This is a genomic window from Arthrobacter halodurans (assembly GCF_041877255.1).
In the GTDB taxonomy this organism is placed as follows: Bacteria; Actinomycetota; Actinomycetes; order Actinomycetales; family Micrococcaceae; genus Arthrobacter_N; species Arthrobacter_N halodurans.
This window is the reverse complement of sequence record NZ_JBHDLJ010000001.1, coordinates 95996-111611: the sequence shown is the minus strand read 5'-3', so window position 1 is coordinate 111611 and position 15616 is coordinate 95996. Positions and strand designations below refer to the sequence as shown.

The following is a 15616-nucleotide window of genomic DNA, read 5'->3' as shown; positions in this document are numbered from 1 at the left end:
GCGGCGTCGCCCCGGCCGTGGGGCGCCCGCCTGCTAACATCGGGGGAGGTTTTGTCGGGCCCCGGGGCCCGCGTCCCCCGGTCCGGCTCAGCGGCCGTGGACACCGCCGACCGACCGTCGGCCCGACACTCAAGGGAACAGGCCGAAGCGAAATGAAGGTGGCTCAGGCCGGCACGGGGGCCGGGCGCGCGGCGGACGCCAGGACGCCGGTCCTGATCCAGGGGTTCGTCGGCGCCCTGCTCGTCCTCCTCGGCTCCTACGGCGTGGGCTGGCTGGCAGCGGTCTCCCCCCTGAACCGCAATTCGCTCCTGATCACCCTCCGCACCGAGCACTGGGGCGTCATTGCGTCGACCGTGGTGCTGACCCTGGGCTGCTGGGTCATGGTCCGGGCCTGGCTGCGGCTGGGCCAGGTGCTGCGCGGGTGGCCCGACGGCTCGCTGGCGACGGTCCGGCGCGCCTGCTGGCTCTGGTCGGCGCCACTGCTCCTGTGCCTTCCGATCTTCAGCAGGGACGTCTTCGCCTACATCGGGCAGGGGCGGCTCGTGGCCGCGGGACAGGACCCCTACCAGGACGGGATCTCGACGCTCTCCAACTGGTTCCAACTCGGGGCCGACGTCACGTGGGCCGAGTCGGAGACACCCTACGGCCCGCTCTTCCTGAGTATCGAGCACCTGGTCAACCAACTCGTCGGCACGTCGCCGGACCTCTCCGTCCTGCTCTTTCGCCTGGTCGCGTTCGCCGGGGTCGTGCTGTGCGTGGTGTACGTTCCGCGGCTGGCCGCGCTGCACGGCGTCTCGGGCGCGAAGGCGCTGTGGCTCACCGTGCCGAACCCGCTGTTCCTCATTTCCTTCGTGGCCAGTGCCCACAACGACGGGTTGATGGTCGGGCTGGCCGTCGCGGGCACATACTACGCCGCCACTGGCCGCGGGATCCTCGCCGTCGTGCTCGTCACCGCGTCGATCGGCGTCAAGCCCATCACGCTCGTCCTGCTCCCCTTCATCGGGCTCCTCTGGGCCGGCCCGGCGGCGTCGTGGCCGCGGAGGATCCGGTACTGGGCCTACACCGCGGGCCTGTGCCTGGGCATCATGGCGCTCATCGGCTGGGCCAACGGCTACGGCTTCGGCTGGCTTGCCGTGATGCTGGGAACGGGTTCGGGCAGCGTCTTCTTCGCCCCCCTGGGCATCCTGTCCAGCTTCTTCCAGGGCGCCTTCGGCGCGCTGGGCATGGAGACCGCCTGGGTGCTGCCGGTGCTGAAGGCCGTGGGCCGGGTCGCCTCCGTCGGCATCGCGCTGGTGCTGATCTTCAAGGGCACCCACAGCCACCTGGTGCAGCGCCTGGCGCTCGCGTTCTCGGCGATCGTCGTGCTGTCCCCGATCATCCAACCGTGGTACATCCTGTGGCTGCTGCCCTTCTTCGCCGCGACGGGCATCCGCGACGACTGGCAGATCGTCTGGGTCTACTTCACGGTCGCGTTCTTCGTGGCCTTCGGAGCGGCGGACCAGATCTTCATCTGGCAGTTCCTCGGTGGGCTCGACCCCTGGGTGAAGCACCTCTCCACAGCGATCTCCTGGGCGGCGATGGCCTACCTCGCGCTCCTCGATCCGCAGACCAAGCACCTGTTCCGGGGCTTCTGGGGCTCCCTCCGCGCGCCCAAGGCGGCTGCCTAGGTGGCGCGCCCGGGCGCGTCCCCGGCGGCGGGGCCCCGCGGGCCCGGCGCCGCCGCCACGGCGTCGATCCAGTCCCTCCGGCACCGGGTGGAGACCCTTCCGGTCCTGCGGCTCCTCGCCGGCGGCGACGAACTCCACACCTCCGTGGCGCTGGCGCAGGGGTTCGTGGCCTCGATGATGATCCTGATCGGCTCGTGGGGCGTCGGCTGGCTCGCAACGACGCAGCAGTCCATCTTCGCGCGCACCACGTTCCTGAACCCGCTCCGCGTCGAGTCCGCCGGCGTCATCGCCTGCACCGTCCTGCTGGCACTGGGCTCGATGATCCTCTGCCGCGCGTGGCTGCGCCTCGGCCAGCGTGGCGGTCCGCAGACGCGGGCGTCGCTGGCCGCGGTGCGCAACGCCGTGCTCCTCTGGTCGGCCCCGCTGATGTTCACGTTCCCGATCTTCAGCCGGGACGTCTACTCCTACCTGGGGCAGGGGCGGCTGATGCACGCGGGCATGAGCCCGTACGAAAACTGGATTTCGCAGCTGCCGGGATGGTTCGCGCAGGGATCGGACAGCCTTTGGGCCGAGTCCGCGTCGCCCTACGGACCCCTCTTCCTCATGGCCTCCCGCGGCGTCTACTACGTGACCGGGGGAGTCCCCGAGGCAGGGGTCGCGATCTTCCGCGTCTTCGCCGCGGGCGGGGTCCTGCTCTGCCTCTACGCCCTTCCGCGGCTGGCGCGGCGCCTCGGCTCGGACGACGCCTGGGCCGTCTGGATCTCGGTGGCGAATCCGCTGTTCCTGCTCAACATGGTCGCCGGCGTGCACAACGACGCGGTGATGGTCGGGGGGCTGCTGCTCGGGTTCCTGCTGGTGTTCCGGGGCAATCGCCTCGCCGGCGTGCTCGCGGTGGCCGTGGCCATCAGCATCAAGCCGATCGTGGTCCTCGCCCTGCCCTTCCTCGGGCTGGCTATGGTCGCGCGCGACGCCGGATGGGCGGCAAGGGTGCGCGCGTGGCTCTACACGGCGCTGGTCGCCGGCGCGGCGACGGCGCTCCTCGGCTGGGCGTCCGGCCTCTGGTTCGGCTGGATCAAGGCCATGGCCACCGCCGGGTCCGCGGCGTTCCCCTATGCGCCCGTGGGCCTGACGGGTCTGGGCGTCGGCTGGCTGTCCTCCCTGCTGGGCGGCGACGTGGAGGACACCGCCGACGTCGTCTACGCGCTCTTCAAGGCCCTGACGGTCGGCCTGACCGTCTGGCTCGCCCTTCGCCGGCCCGGCGGCCCGCCGGTCCTGCACTGCGCCTACGCGCTGACGGCCGCGGTGGTCCTCGCCCCGATCATCCAGCCCTGGTACCTGCTGTGGCTCGTCCCGTTGTTCGCGGCCAGCCGTGTGTACGGTGGCTGGTGGGTCAAAGGCTGGTACCTGCTCTCCATGGTGCTGGTCCTGGTCGGCGTCGTGGACCAGCTCAGCGTCGCGCAATGGATCAACCTGACGCTCGTGCGCGTCCTCGCCGCGGGGGTGGGCCTGGTGTACCTCGGCTACATCGTCTTCATCGACCCGAAAACCGCGTCGCTCTTCGGGAAATCCCGGCCGCGACCATCGAACAGAAACGGGGCCACCACGCCGTGACCGGACCGCTGAACACCCTGCTGCACGCCCGGCGGGCGAACCGCACCGTCGTCGTGCTGCTGCTGCTCGCCACCGCGGCCGGGGCGGGGCTCGCCGTCCTGAGCAAGCAATGGTGCCGCCTCAACGGCTGGGAGGGAGCGGACCAGCACATCCACATGTGCTACTCCGACTTCGCCCAGCTCTTCGGCACGCGCGGGCTGGCCGACAAGCTCTTCCCGTTCTACACGGGCCTGCCGGCCGAGCAGGCCATGGAGTATCCCGCGCTGCTGGCCGTGATCGCCGGGGTCGCCGCGATGATGGTGCCGGGCATCGGCTTCAGCGCCGAGCGCCAGCTGGCGTACTTCGACCTGAACTCCGCGGGAGCGTTCCTCTGCTGGGCGGTCATCGTGGTCGCCGTGGCCTACGCCGCGCGGAACCGCAGCCGGGACGCGCTGATGGTGGCGCTCGCGCCCGGCATCATCCTGACCAGCACGCTGAACTGGGACCTGTGGGCCGTGATGCTCGCGACACTCGGGATGCTCGCGTTCTCGCGCAACAAGGTGGTTCTGGCGGGGCTTCTGCTGGGTCTGGGCACCGCGGCGAAGCTCTACCCGCTGTTCCTCTTCGGGGCCATCCTCGTGCTGTGCTGGCGGACCGGGCGCATGGTCCACTTCTGGAAGGCCCTCGCGGCCGCGGTCGCCGCCTGGCTGGCCGTGAACGTGCCGTTCATGCTGACCGCCTTCGACGAATGGTCGCGGTTCTACACCTTCTCCTCCGAGCGGGAGATCAGCTTCTCGTCGGTGTGGCTCGCCTTCACCTGGACCGGGCTGGACGGCAAGGGCTTCTCGCTGGTCTCCAACGGACTCTTCGCCCTCGCCTGCCTCGGCATCGCGTACCTCGCGCTCAGCGCGGAGCGCCGCCCCCGCATGGCGCAGCTCGCGTTCCTCATCGTCGCCGCGTTCCTGCTCCTCAACAAGGTGTACTCGCCGCAGTTCGTGATGTGGCTCATCCCGCTGTTCGTCCTGGCGCGGCCGCACCGGGTCGAGTTTGCCGTCTGGCAGGCGATCGAGGTCTTCCATTGGGCCGCCGTCTGGCTCATGAGCGCCAAGATCGTCAGCGGCGGCGCCTTCGGCGCCGGTTCGCCGCTCATCGAGATCCTGTACGGCACCGGGATCGCCGCGCACATGGCGGCCGTGGTCTACCTCGGCGTCAAGATCATCGGAGACATCCGGCGTCCCTCGGGGGACCTGGTGCGGTCCGACGGCAGCGACGACCCCCTGGCCGGGCCGCTCGAGGACCTGCCGGACAAGTTCGTGCTGGGGGCGCGGGGGCGCCGATCCGCCGGCACCTGAGCCGGCGTCCGCGCCCGGAGAGGCGTCAGTCGTACGGCAGGTAGGCAGCGCAGACGGGGTCGACGGGAATGTCCCGGCGGAGGACCCAGATGCCGTGGTCGTCCTCGGTGACGACTTCGAAGCCGAGCCCCCGGGCGCGTTCCAGCGCCTGGTCCGGCGTCAGCGGGTCCCAGCCGCCGAGCTCCTCGGCGTTGAAGTCGATGATCATCCAGCTGGACAGGTCGTCGCCGATATCGCCGTGCAGTCCCACGTACGTCCGGTCCACGAGATGCGGAACGGCGGTGTCCGCGGCCTCGACGCAGACACCGTTGGGGATCCGGTCGACGGCACGCTGCTGCGCCTGCGCGACGTCGGGCATGGCCCAGTTCTGCCCTGTCACGGTCCGTCCGAACGGGAAGACGGCATGGATGAACAGGGTGCAGACGAGCGCGAGGCCCAGCAGGTAGGCGGGGGCGCCAACGCGCAGCCCGGTCCGGCCCGTGCGGCGGATGATCTTGGACAGCACGTGCACCGCCGCCATGATCAGGATGGGTGCCAGGATCGCGTCGTACTGGTAGACCGGCGCCCAGGTGTTGAGCCGGTCGTTGAAGAGCCGGCTCAGCAGGATCGGGGCGCCGAGGATGACATACGGCGAGAAGAACGGCAGCAGCGCCAGCGGGACGAAACTCATCAGCCACAGGAGGACCTTGAGTTCGTGGTTGAAGAGCAGCGCCACGGTCCGCAGGGGGTGGCTGAGCATGAAGACGATGGCCGCGCCCGCCGTCGGCCCCAGCGCCGTGTACTGCCAGTAGGACATGGCCTCCGGCGGGGCGAACAGGGGGATGAGGACCGACGTCGTCACGAGGTAGCCGCCGACGCCCGCCACGGCCAGCAGAGCTGCCTTCGCCCACTGGCGGTGGATGGCCATCACGATGCCGACCGCGAGAACGGTCACGCCCATGTCCTCCCGGACCAGCAGCAGCGGCATGGCCAGACCCACGACCAGCCAGTGGCGGCGGCGTTCGAAGGCCCAGATGATCCACGCCATGAGCGGGACGCCGAAGGCGACCTCGTGGAAATCCCAGTTGACCATGGCCTGGAACGGCCACCAGAGCAGCAGCGCCGACGCGGTGAGCAGTCCGCCGCGGTGTCCCAGGTGGCCGCGCGCGAACAGGTAGACCGGGAGCGCCGAGGACACCAGCAGCACGATCATGGCCAGGTTGAGCATCCGGGGGTCCGGCCAGACCCAGTACAGCGGGGCCAGCGCCGCGATGATCGGGTGGAAGTGGTCGCCGAGCAGGTGGAAGTCCACGCCCTTGACCGGGACGATCGGCGGCTTGAACAGCGCGTATTGCCGCACCGCCTGGTCGAAGATCCCCAGGTCGTATCCCTTGGCCTCGAAGTTGCGGAAGCGCAGCAGCGAGTGGGCCGTGTAGAGCAGGGCGGCGGCCGCCATGACGGCGGCGAGCTGTAGCTTCTGGGCGCGGCTCACGGGTTCGGCGGCGGGGGAGTCGACGGACATGGGAACGAGCCTAGTGGCGCCCGTCCCGGCCCCTGCGCCGCCGCCCACCGTTAACGCGAGGGGGCGATGCCCGTGCGGGCCATGGCGTCCGCGTAGGCGGTCTGCATCTGGTCCAGATGCGCCTGCTGGCGCTCGGCGGAGCCGGCGAAGGCCCGTCCGTCGAGGGACTTGACCTTGTAGGTCTTGAAGCCACGGCGCCACAGCAGGGGGTTCTGCGTCTTCAGCAGCTGGTCCGCGAGGCGGTGCGCCTCGGTGCCGTGGGCGACCAGCGCCGATGCGCGCGGCGCGACCTTGAGCAGGCGCAGCAGCGGCTTGAGGCCGGCGGTGATCTGCGCGGGCTCGAGCTTGCCGTTGGCCTCGGTGCCGTTGTGCCACGGGTAGACGTTCCACGGCATCACGTACTCGGGGCGGAGCCCGAGCTCCCACTGCAGGCCCAGCATGCGCGTGGCCGCGTCGGCGTCGCCGGGGGTAATGAAGCCCGAGGCGTCCGCGCAGCCCGTGTTGGAGAACAGCACGACGATCTTCGCCTGGTCCACATCGTGCATCGGGTCGACGTAGCAGACGGACGAGTCGGGGCGCAGGGCCGCGGTGTCATCCAAGAGACGGTTGACGGGAGCGATGTGCTCCTCGTAACGGCGGTTCCACAGCTGGTCGTGTGACGTTTCCGGGGCAAGGGCTGTCATGAAGTCGGGGATCTCCTGGGGTAACTGCGATATCCGCGGAAGGACGGGTCCGCTGATGTTGGTTGATCGGTCGGGCGAATCTCGCCGGATGTTGCCGAACAGGACGAGCGGTAGGGAAGCTTATGGCCTGAGCGATCTCTTCCAGTCTACCAAGCCCGGCGCCGCTTCGGTCCGGAATCCGCGGGGCAATGCCCGGTGATCCATGCCACCCGTGTGCGGACGGGGTCCGCGGCGGCCGGCCGTGCGCGCGGATCCGCCCCGCGGAAGCGCGTGCGGACCCGCCCGCGCGGGCCGGTTGCTAGGGTGGCAGTCGACAGCACGGCCGAGGAACCACGCGAGGGGATGACCGCCTTGGGCACACTTTGGGAGCGCCTGGACGACGGGTTGCGTCCCGGCGTCGAAGCCAGCACGGACGAGTACCGCCGCCTGCGCCCCGTGCTCGAGGCCGTGACGGTCGACGTCCGCGACCGCATCCAGGAGATCTTCGCCGGGGCCGACCTCCAGCCCCTCTTCGTGTCGGCGCGCACGAAGAGCGTGGATTCGTTCCGTGAGAAGGCGTCGCGCACCCTGGAGCCCGCGGTTCCCGGGGGCGAACCTTCGCTGGAGTTCCCGCACCCCCTGCGGGACCTGCACGACCTGGTCGGGGTCCGCGTGATCGTCAGCCTGCCGCACGAGGTCCGCGAGGCCGCGAACCTCATCAAGCGCCGCCGCAACGAGTTCGACTGCCGCGCCGACCGCGAGAAGGACATCGGCTCGGTCGAGTCCGGCACGTACGGGTACTCCAGCCGCCACCTGATCCTGCGCACGCGCCAGAACGACGTCGTCAAGCACTACCAGGGCGCGCTCGGGGAGAACGTGCGCAGCACCGGAAACTACATCTTCGAGGTGCAGATCCGGACGATCCTGGCGCACGCGTGGAGCGAGATCGAACACGACATCCGCTTCAAGAACGTCGACCAGCGGGCCTGGAGCCCCTACCTGGACCGGCAGTTCACGGCGACGGCCGCCATGCTCGAGGCGGTGGAATCGACGTTCTCCGAGCTGCACGAAAGGTACCGGGCCGTCACGGGCTTCTGGGACGAGGACGGGGACGGGGCGGTGCCGCTCGAACCCGAGCGGATCCGCCACGTCTGGCAGACGCTCCTCCCGCACGTGGACCGCAAGACGGACGACGACTGGGGCTGGGCCGCCGAACTGCTGGCCGCCCACGGGCTGACGACCACGACGGAGCTCGCGCGGCTCCTGGACGCCGAGGCCATCACGAAGGTGCGCACGGCGCTGGACCACAGGTACTCGCCCGGCCCGGACCGGCTCCTCGACGATGTGCTCCTGTGGCGGTTCGGCGAGGGGCACATCGAGCTGACGGCCGGCAGCGACCGCCAGCGCCGGGACAGCCTGCAGCGCAGGCTGCGCCAGATGCAGGCGTTCCGCGGAGACGCCTGAGGCCCGAGCGCGTAGCATGTTGCCATGTCAGCCAACGCAGCCTCCGTGCCCCTGAAGAAGCTCGCCAACGGCGCCAGCATCCCCTCGATCGGGCTCGGCACCTATCCGATGGACGATGCGGAGGCCGGCGCCGCCGTCGTTCATGCCCTCGAGGCCGGCTACCGGCTCATCGACACCGCGGAAAACTACTTCAACGAAGAGGGCATTGCCGAGGGCATTGTCCGTTCCGGCGTGCCCCGCGCCGAGCTGTTCGTCACCACGAAGTTCAACAAGCGGTGGCACTCGGTCGAGGGGGTGCGCACCGCGTGGGAGCGCAGCGTCACGCGGCTGGAACTCGAGTACCTCGATCTGCTGCTCATCCACTGGCCCAATCCCGACCAGAACCGCTACGTGGAGGCCTGGAAGGGCCTGGTCCGCCTGCTGGAGGAGGGGAAGGTGCGCGCCATCGGCACGTCCAACTTCACCCCGGCCCAGCTCGGGGAGATCATCGACGCGACCGGTGTCGTCCCCGACGTGAACCAGATCCAGCACAGCCCGCTGTGGCTCAAGGACGAGCAGCTGGACTTCCACGCGCGCCACGGCATCGTCACCGAATCCTGGAGCCCCCTGGGCAAGGGCGGCTCGCTGCTCGCCTCGCCAGCGGTCGAGGACGCCGCCCGGGCCCACGGCGTCACGCCGGCGCAGGCGGTCCTGCGCTGGCACGTGCAGCGCGGGGCGGTGCCGATTCCGAAGACCACGGACCCCGTCCGGATGTCCGAGAACCTCGACGTCTTCGGCTTCGAGCTGACCGGCGAGCAGGTCGCGGCGATCGACGCCCTCGACGGCACGGGGCCGGCGCCCGCGGATCCGATGGCCTTCGGGCACTAGCCGCCACGTCGGGCATAGAGTGGGATTCCAACCCGCGCCAACGAGGGAGACTCACATGAACGTTATCGTCATCGGCGGACACGGCAAGATCGCGCTGTTGCTGGCCCGGGAACTCGCGGGCCGCGGCGACGCGGTCACCGCCGTCGTGCGCAATCCGGAGCACGTTCCCGACGTGGAGGCCGCCGGGGCCCGCGCGCTGGTGCTGGACGTCGAGAACTCTTCCATGGAGGAGATCCAGGAGGCGCTCGCGGGGCAGGACGCCGTCGTCTGGTCCGCCGGCGCCGGCGGCGGCGACCCGGATCGCACCTACGCCGTGGACCGCGACGCCGCCATCCGCACCATCAACGCGGCGTCGGCCGCCGGCGTCGGCCGCTTTCTCACCGTGTCGTTCGCGCGCGCCGACACGAAGTACCTGGTGCCGCTCGACGATCCGTTCTACCCGTACATGGCCGCCAAGATCGCCGCCGACGAGCATCTGAGGCGCTCGACGCTCGAATGGACCATCTTGGGTCCGGGGCTGCTGACCGACGACCCGGCGAGCGGAAAGGTCCGCCCGCTGGACGAGCCGGGCGAGGGCTCCGAGGAAACCTCTCGGGGCAATGTCGCGGCCGTGATCGCGGAGGCGCTCGCGGCGCGGGAGACCTTCGGGAAGACCCTGAACTTCGCCGACGGGGATTCACCGATCCTCGACTGGCTGCGGGCCTAGCCGGGGCCCCGGCCGCTGCCCTGGGCGTCCCGCGGCGGACGGAGGGCGGCGGGGGTGGCGGCCAGGGAGACCGCGAGCATGGCCGCCACGAGGTAGAAGGCGGCGAGGATGCCCCACGCCTCGCCGAAGAAGCCCAGGACGGGCGGGCCCACGAGGAACGCGGAGTAGCCGAAGATGGACACCATGCTCACGCGGCGTGCCGCGTCCGTGGGGTGGTCCGCTGCGGCGGAGATGCCCACGGGGAAGCCGAGCGAGCCGCCGAGGCCCCACAGGACCGCGGCGGCGAAGGCGACCCAGGGCTCGTCGGTGAGGATGAAGGCCGCGATGCCCGCGACGCCCACTGCGGCCATCGCGACGAGGACGACCGGCCGCCCGTGGCGGTCGATCAGCGGGCCGCCCGCCACCCGCCCCAGGGTCATGGCCGCGACGAACGCGCCATAGACGAGGGCTCCGCCCGCGTTGCCCATGCCGTGCCCGTCGACCGCGGCGAGGGCCAGCCAGTCGTTGGCCGAGCCCTCGGCGAACGCCATGCCGACGACCATCAGCCCGAGGAGCAGGAGGCGCGGGTCGCGCGCCAGCCGGGCCGCCGACCCGAACCGCGGGACGACGGCGCGCGGTCCGCGCCGCATGCCGGCCCGGCTCCCGTCCGCCGCCGGCGCGGGAGGCCCGTCGGGCGCGCCGGAACGGGCCGCGCCTCCCGGACCCGCGGGCACGGGGATGCGGCGCGCGCTGGCGGCGCCGGCCACCGCCACCGCCAGCCCGAGCGCCGCGAAGTGCGCGGCCACCGGGACGGAGGCCGCGGCGGCAGCGGCACCGAGGACGGCCCCCGCGACCGTGCCGATGCTGAAGAACGCGTGCATCAGCGGCATCAGTGTCTTGCCCGCGGCGCGCTCCACGAGGGCGCCCTCCATGTTCATGACCACGTCGCAGACGCTGAACGCGAAGCCGAAAAGGCACAAGGCGACGACGGTCAGGGGCAGCGAGGCGAGGAGGCCGGCCGCTGCGCCGAGCCCTGCGGTGCAGGACGCCATCGCCAGCACCGCCACCAACAAGCCGCGGCGGCTGCCGAGGCGGGCGAGGTACGACGGCGCGGCGGCGAGACCGAGGAGCGATCCCGCCGCCAGGCCGAAGAGCATGTAGCCGATGGTCGACGTCGAGAGCTCCATCCCGTCGCGGACCGCGGGGATGCGCGACACCCAGGTCGCGAAGCCCAGCCCGGACAGCCCGAAGACGGTGAAGACGGCGTTGCGCCACACCGCCAGGCCGGGCGGCGTGGCCGGTTGGCCCGTCGCGGCGCCGGATTCGCGGGCGGCGGGCCCGGCGGTCCCGCCGGGACCGGTCCCGCCGGGACCGGTCACGGCCGCGCCGCGGCGGACGGCGGGATCTGCGCCAGGAGGGCCTTCCACGCAGCGCGCCAGACCTCCGCGGCTTCCGGGGAGGCGAGGCGCGTGTGGTTGACGGCCATCCCCGCTCTGCCCGGCGCCTTCTCGTGGATCTCCATGCTGACGCGGGTGCCATCGGCCAGCCCGACGCGCCAGTAGCGCCACTTGGCCGTCGCCGTGAGCGTGGGGACGCCGTCCGCCGGGACGCCGCCGAACGCGGCCATGTCCCGGACCAGTTCGAGCCAGGCGTCCATCGCGTGGTCCATGGTTCCGCCAAAGGTCCGGGAGACGGCCAGCTGGTAGGTCCCGTCGTTCTGCTGGCCCGGCGCGCGCCGGCCGATGTGCTGCTCGTACGCCACGGCGACTCCCTGCGCCCACCAGCCGTCGTTGCCCCCGGCCGTGTCGATCCGCTCCGCGGCCCGGGACGCGATCTCGGCGTGCCCGAGGCCGCGGCCGCCCAGTCCGTCGAGGTACTCCACCCACTCGCCCCAGGGCACCCCCGTCGCCCGGGTGATGGCGCGCGTGTTCGAAGGTTTCGTCATGGGGGGATTCTACGGCGAAGGCGCCTCTGGTGCCCCCGGCGCGATTCGAACGCGCGACCGGCAGATTAGAAGGCTGCTGCTCTATCCAGCTGAGCTACGGGGGCGTGTGCCCCGACGGGCAACTCTCCCATTCTATGCACGGGCCCCGGCGCCCGCGGTCACGACTCGACCCTCACAGGTCGGGCCCATGCGCCCGGCGGTGCCCGGTGCCCACAAGCGCCCGGCCCCGTCCCCGCGCGTCGGGGCGGGGCCGGAGACTGTTCCCAGGGCGACCGCCCGGCAGGATCCGAACAGCGTGGAGGACACCATGAAGGAACGCATCACCGTCCGGGGCTTCGTTGCCACGGAACCGGAACAGATCGTGGTCAACGAGACCATGATGATCTCCAGTTTCCGCATCGCCGCCACCGCCAGGCGGCTGGACCGGGAGACCAACTCCTGGCAGGACGACCACACCAACTGGTTCACCGTGAAGGCCTTCCGGGACACCGCGCGCAACGTCCTGGCCTGTGTTCACAAGGGTGAGCCCGTGGTGGTCACCGGCCAGCTGAAGGTCAGCGGGTTCCAGCGCGACGACGGGACCCGCGGGACGAACGTCGAGATCGAGGCCGACGCGCTGGGCCACGACATCGCCTGGGGCACGACGAAGCTCGTACGGACCCGCCTGCCGCGCGCGGACCGGGAAGGCGCGCCCTCCGCCGGCGCCGCGCCGCGGCACGAGGGCGAGGACGTCGACACGGGGACCGGGGAGCTCGGTCCCGCGGCCGGCACGGATCCGTGGGCCGGATCGGGCATCGGCGCCCCCGGGGAGTCGTCCGATTCCGCTGGAACGGCCGACGAGGAGGACTCGCAGGACCCTCGGGACGCGGATGCGGCCTGACGTCTGCGGACGCGCCGGGCGCGCCCGCCGCGCGCGGACGGCGGGGTTCGGCCCTCGGGTGGTGGGCGCGGGCCGGACCCGGTCCGGCGCAGTCCCCGAAGGTCGGACCCCGCACCGAGGGGATCGGGGCGGAGGCGCCCGGCGAATGTGGGGATTGGGTGTCCAGCGACTAGCCTTGGTGGTATGGCCGAATTCATTTACACCATGACCAAGGCCCGCAAGGCCGTTGGCGACAAGGTGATCCTCGACGATGTCAGTATGTCGTTCTACCCCGGCGCCAAGATCGGCGTCGTCGGGCCGAACGGTGCGGGTAAATCCACGATCCTCAAGATCATGGCCGGGCTGGACACGCCCTCGAACGGCGAGGCGCGGCTGAGCCCCGGCTACTCCGTCGGCATCCTGCTGCAGGAGCCGCCCCTGAACGAGGAGAAGACCGTCCTCGGCAACGTCCAGGAGGGCGTCGGGGAGATCTACGAGAAGATCTCGCGCTACAACCAGATCTCCGAGGAGATGTCCAGCCCCGACGCGGACTTCGACGCGCTGCTCGAGGAGATGGGCAAGCTGCAGGAGGCCATCGACGCCGCCGACGCCTGGGACATCGACTCCCAGCTCGAGCAGGCCATGGACGCGTTGCGCTGCCCCCCGGGCGACGCCGACGTCACGGTCCTGTCCGGCGGCGAGCGCCGCCGCGTCGCGCTGTGCAAGCTGCTGCTGCAGAAGCCGGACCTGCTGCTCCTCGACGAGCCCACCAACCACCTGGACGCCGAGTCGGTCCTCTGGCTCGAGCAGCACCTGACCGCCTACCCGGGCGCCGTCCTGGCCGTGACCCACGACCGGTACTTCCTGGACCACGTCGCCCAGTGGATCGCCGAGGTCGACCGCGGCCAGCTCCACCCCTACGAGGGCAACTACTCCACGTACCTGGAGAAGAAGCGCGCCCGCCTGGAGGTCCAGGGCAAGAAGGACCAGAAGCTGGCCAAGCGACTGTCCGACGAGCTCGACTGGGTGCGGTCCAACGCCAAGGGCCGCCAGGTCAAGTCCAAGGCGCGCCTGGCGCGCTACGAGGAAATGGCAGCGGAGGCCGAGCGCACCCGCAAGCTGGACTTCGAGGAGATCCAGATTCCGCCGGGACCGCGCCTGGGCAGCGTCGTCATCGAGGCCAAGGACATCAAGAAGGGCTACGGGGACCGGGTGCTCATCGACAACCTGTCCTTCACGCTGCCCCGCAACGGCATCGTGGGCGTCATCGGCCCCAACGGCGTCGGCAAGTCGACCCTCTTCAAGACGATCGTGGGCCTCGAGGAGCTCGACGACGGCGACCTGAAGATCGGCGAGACCGTCAAGATCTCCTACGTGGACCAGAACCGCGGCGGCATCGACCCGAACAAGGGCCTGTGGGAGGTCGTGTCCGACGGCCTGGACTACATCCAGGTCGGCAACGTCGAGATGCCTTCCCGCGCGTACGTCTCCGCGTTCGGCTTCAAGGGCCCGGACCAGCAGAAGAAGGCCGGCGTCCTGTCCGGCGGCGAGCGTAACCGGCTGAACCTCGCGCTGACCCTGAAGCAGGGCGGAAACCTCCTGCTCCTCGACGAGCCGACCAACGACCTCGACGTCGAGACGCTCTCCAGCCTGGAGAACGCCCTGCTCGAGTTCCCCGGCTGCGCCGTCGTCGTTTCGCACGACCGGTGGTTCCTGGACCGCGTGGCCACCCACATCCTGTCCTACGAGGGCACGGAAGAGGATCCGGCGAACTGGTACTGGTTCGAGGGGAACTTCGAGTCGTACGAGCAGAACAAGGTCGAGCGCCTCGGCCCGGAGGCCGCCAAGCCGCACCGCGTCACGCACCGCCGCCTCACGCGCGGCTAGCACGCCGGCCCGGAGCCGGGCCATCGCCATGCCGCGGTGCGAAAAGACAGCCGGAGCGCGAGAGCCGCCGTTCCCCGCCCGCCAGGGCCGGGGGGCGGCGGCTCTCGTCCGTTCCGCGGCGTTCCGCTCAGTCCTGGGCGCCGCGCCGCAGCGCTGCCTTGAGGACCGTCGACTGGAGGCCGCCCATGATCTTCGACTTCGGGTCGGTCGGCACGCGCACCATCCCCTCCTGGGCCACGGTGGCGACCAGCCGCCCGTCGCGGTCGTAGAAGCGCCCCTCGCAGAGTCCCCGGGCGCCCGAGGCGCTGGGGCTCTCCTGCACGTAGAGCAGCCACTCGTCCACGCGCACCGGCCGGTGCCACCACATGGCGTGGTCGAGACTCGCGACGCTCATCCCGGGCGTGACCCAGGGAAGACCGTGGCGACGGAGCACGGACTCGAGCAGCGTGTAGTCGCTACCGTAGGCGAGCGCCGCGCGGTGCAGGGCCTCGTCGTCCGGCATCGGGCCGAAGGTCTTCATCCACACCGCATTGGTGGGCTTGCGCTCCGGGCCGGCCTTGGGCGCCTCGATGTACAGGGGCGCATCGACGTAGCGGATGTCGAAGGGCCGGTTGTACGCCCATTCCCGGGCGACCGGGTGGTCGAATTTCCCCAGCAGATCCGCCGTCGTCGGCAGGTCCTCCGGCTGCGGGAGGCCTTCCGGCATCGCGGCCTGGTGCTCCAGCCCCTCCGCCGGCTCCTGGAAGGAGGCGATCATGGAGAGGATCGGCTGGCCGTCCTGGTACGCGTGGACGCGCCGGGCGGAGAACGACCGCCCGTCGCGGAGGCGCTGGACCCCGAAGGTGATGGGCTTGCGGGCGTCTCCGGGGCGCAGGAAGTACCCGTGCATCGAATGGATCGGACGGCCGGCATCCACGGTCCGGTGGGCCGCGACCACCGCCTGGCCCAGCACCTGGCCGCCAAACACACGCTGCCGCGGCTGCTCGGGGGAGTGGCCGGTGAAGATGTCCTCGTCGGTGCGCGCCTCCGGATCCCCGTCGAGGTCGAGCAGGTCCAGCAGGGCCGCGGTGGTGTCGAATTCTCGCACGGTGGGGATACTCCTCGGTAGTGACTGTCCGCTCGACAGTATCCGCGGTC

Annotated in this window: 13 protein-coding genes and 1 tRNA gene; 8 read left to right on the top strand and 6 right to left on the bottom strand. The window is 70.9% G+C overall.

From position 1 onward, the window contains the following. Positions 1-152 precede the first annotated feature (152 nt). Genes mptB (ACETWP_RS00510) through ACETWP_RS00500 form a run of 3 tightly spaced genes read left to right on the top strand, consistent with a single transcriptional unit; the run spans position 153 to position 4609 of the window. A complete protein-coding gene (gene mptB / locus ACETWP_RS00510; protein WP_373970230.1) occupies positions 153-1667 on the top strand; it encodes a polyprenol phosphomannose-dependent alpha 1,6 mannosyltransferase MptB in 1515 nt (504 codons plus the stop codon). Beyond that, on the top strand, positions 1668-3278 hold the full coding sequence (mptB, locus tag ACETWP_RS00505; RefSeq protein ID WP_373970229.1) for a polyprenol phosphomannose-dependent alpha 1,6 mannosyltransferase MptB: 1611 nt from the start codon (positions 1668-1670) through the stop codon (positions 3276-3278). It abuts the gene before it with no gap. After that, positions 3275-4609 (top strand): glycosyltransferase family 87 protein, encoded by a 1335-nt coding sequence (locus tag ACETWP_RS00500; RefSeq protein WP_373970228.1) that lies wholly within the window; start codon positions 3275-3277, stop codon positions 4607-4609. The genes mptB (ACETWP_RS00505) and ACETWP_RS00500 overlap by 4 nt, the downstream gene beginning before the upstream one ends. A gap of 25 nt (positions 4610-4634) precedes the next feature. On the opposite strand, the gene ACETWP_RS00495 is transcribed toward ACETWP_RS00500, so the two are convergent. Together ACETWP_RS00495 and ACETWP_RS00490 are read right to left on the bottom strand one after the other, a co-directional pair. Beyond that, positions 4635-6110 (bottom strand): DUF2079 domain-containing protein, encoded by a 1476-nt coding sequence (locus ACETWP_RS00495; protein ID WP_373970227.1) that lies wholly within the window; start codon positions 6108-6110, stop codon positions 4635-4637. A 50-nt stretch (positions 6111-6160) separates the two neighbouring features. Next, the gene (locus ACETWP_RS00490; RefSeq protein ID WP_373970226.1) at positions 6161-6793 is read right to left on the bottom strand and encodes a uracil-DNA glycosylase family protein; all 633 of its coding nucleotides are present in this window, start codon (positions 6791-6793) and stop codon (positions 6161-6163) included. Positions 6794-7144: 351 nt separating this feature from the next. Between ACETWP_RS00490 and ACETWP_RS00485 the strand changes: the two genes are divergently transcribed. From ACETWP_RS00485 to ACETWP_RS00475, 3 genes are read left to right on the top strand one after another with little or no spacing between them, the layout of a single operon-like run. Then, positions 7145-8236 carry a GTP pyrophosphokinase gene (locus ACETWP_RS00485; RefSeq protein WP_373970225.1) on the top strand — a complete coding sequence of 364 codons (1092 nt, stop codon included), beginning with the start codon at positions 7145-7147 and terminating at the stop codon, positions 8234-8236. Between the two features lie 24 nt (positions 8237-8260). Then, complete coding sequence (locus ACETWP_RS00480; protein ID WP_373970224.1) at positions 8261-9103, top strand: aldo/keto reductase; 843 nt, start codon at positions 8261-8263, stop codon at positions 9101-9103. Positions 9104-9158: 55 nt separating this feature from the next. Beyond that, positions 9159-9809: an SDR family oxidoreductase gene (locus tag ACETWP_RS00475; protein WP_373970223.1), complete on the top strand. Its 651-nt coding sequence runs from the start codon at positions 9159-9161 to the stop codon at positions 9807-9809. Here ACETWP_RS00475 and ACETWP_RS00470 read toward each other — a convergent pair. The 3 genes from ACETWP_RS00470 to ACETWP_RS00460 all read right to left on the bottom strand — a co-directional run bounded on the left by ACETWP_RS00470 (position 9806) and on the right by ACETWP_RS00460 (position 11837). Next, positions 9806-11167 carry an MFS transporter gene (locus tag ACETWP_RS00470; RefSeq protein WP_373970222.1) on the bottom strand — a complete coding sequence of 454 codons (1362 nt, stop codon included), beginning with the start codon at positions 11165-11167 and terminating at the stop codon, positions 9806-9808. The two genes, ACETWP_RS00475 and ACETWP_RS00470, sit on opposite strands and share 4 nt — an antisense overlap. After that, the gene (locus ACETWP_RS00465) at positions 11164-11733 is read right to left on the bottom strand and encodes a hypothetical protein (RefSeq protein ID WP_373970221.1); all 570 of its coding nucleotides are present in this window, start codon (positions 11731-11733) and stop codon (positions 11164-11166) included. The genes ACETWP_RS00470 and ACETWP_RS00465 overlap by 4 nt, the downstream gene beginning before the upstream one ends. A gap of 27 nt (positions 11734-11760) precedes the next feature. Then, a tRNA-Arg gene (locus tag ACETWP_RS00460) sits at positions 11761-11837 on the bottom strand. Positions 11838-12028: 191 nt separating this feature from the next. Here ACETWP_RS00460 and ACETWP_RS00455 point away from each other — a divergent pair. Together ACETWP_RS00455 and ettA are read left to right on the top strand one after the other, a co-directional pair. After that, positions 12029-12613, top strand: coding sequence for a single-stranded DNA-binding protein (locus ACETWP_RS00455; protein WP_373970220.1), 585 nt, complete (start codon positions 12029-12031; stop codon positions 12611-12613). 183 nt (positions 12614-12796) lie between these two features. Next, a complete protein-coding gene (gene ettA / locus ACETWP_RS00450) occupies positions 12797-14479 on the top strand; it encodes an energy-dependent translational throttle protein EttA (RefSeq protein WP_373970219.1) in 1683 nt (560 codons plus the stop codon). Positions 14480-14606: 127 nt separating this feature from the next. Here ettA and ACETWP_RS00445 read toward each other — a convergent pair whose 3' ends face one another. Then, positions 14607-15566 (bottom strand): acyl-CoA thioesterase, encoded by a 960-nt coding sequence (locus ACETWP_RS00445; RefSeq protein WP_373970218.1) that lies wholly within the window; start codon positions 15564-15566, stop codon positions 14607-14609. Positions 15567-15616 lie beyond the last annotated feature (50 nt).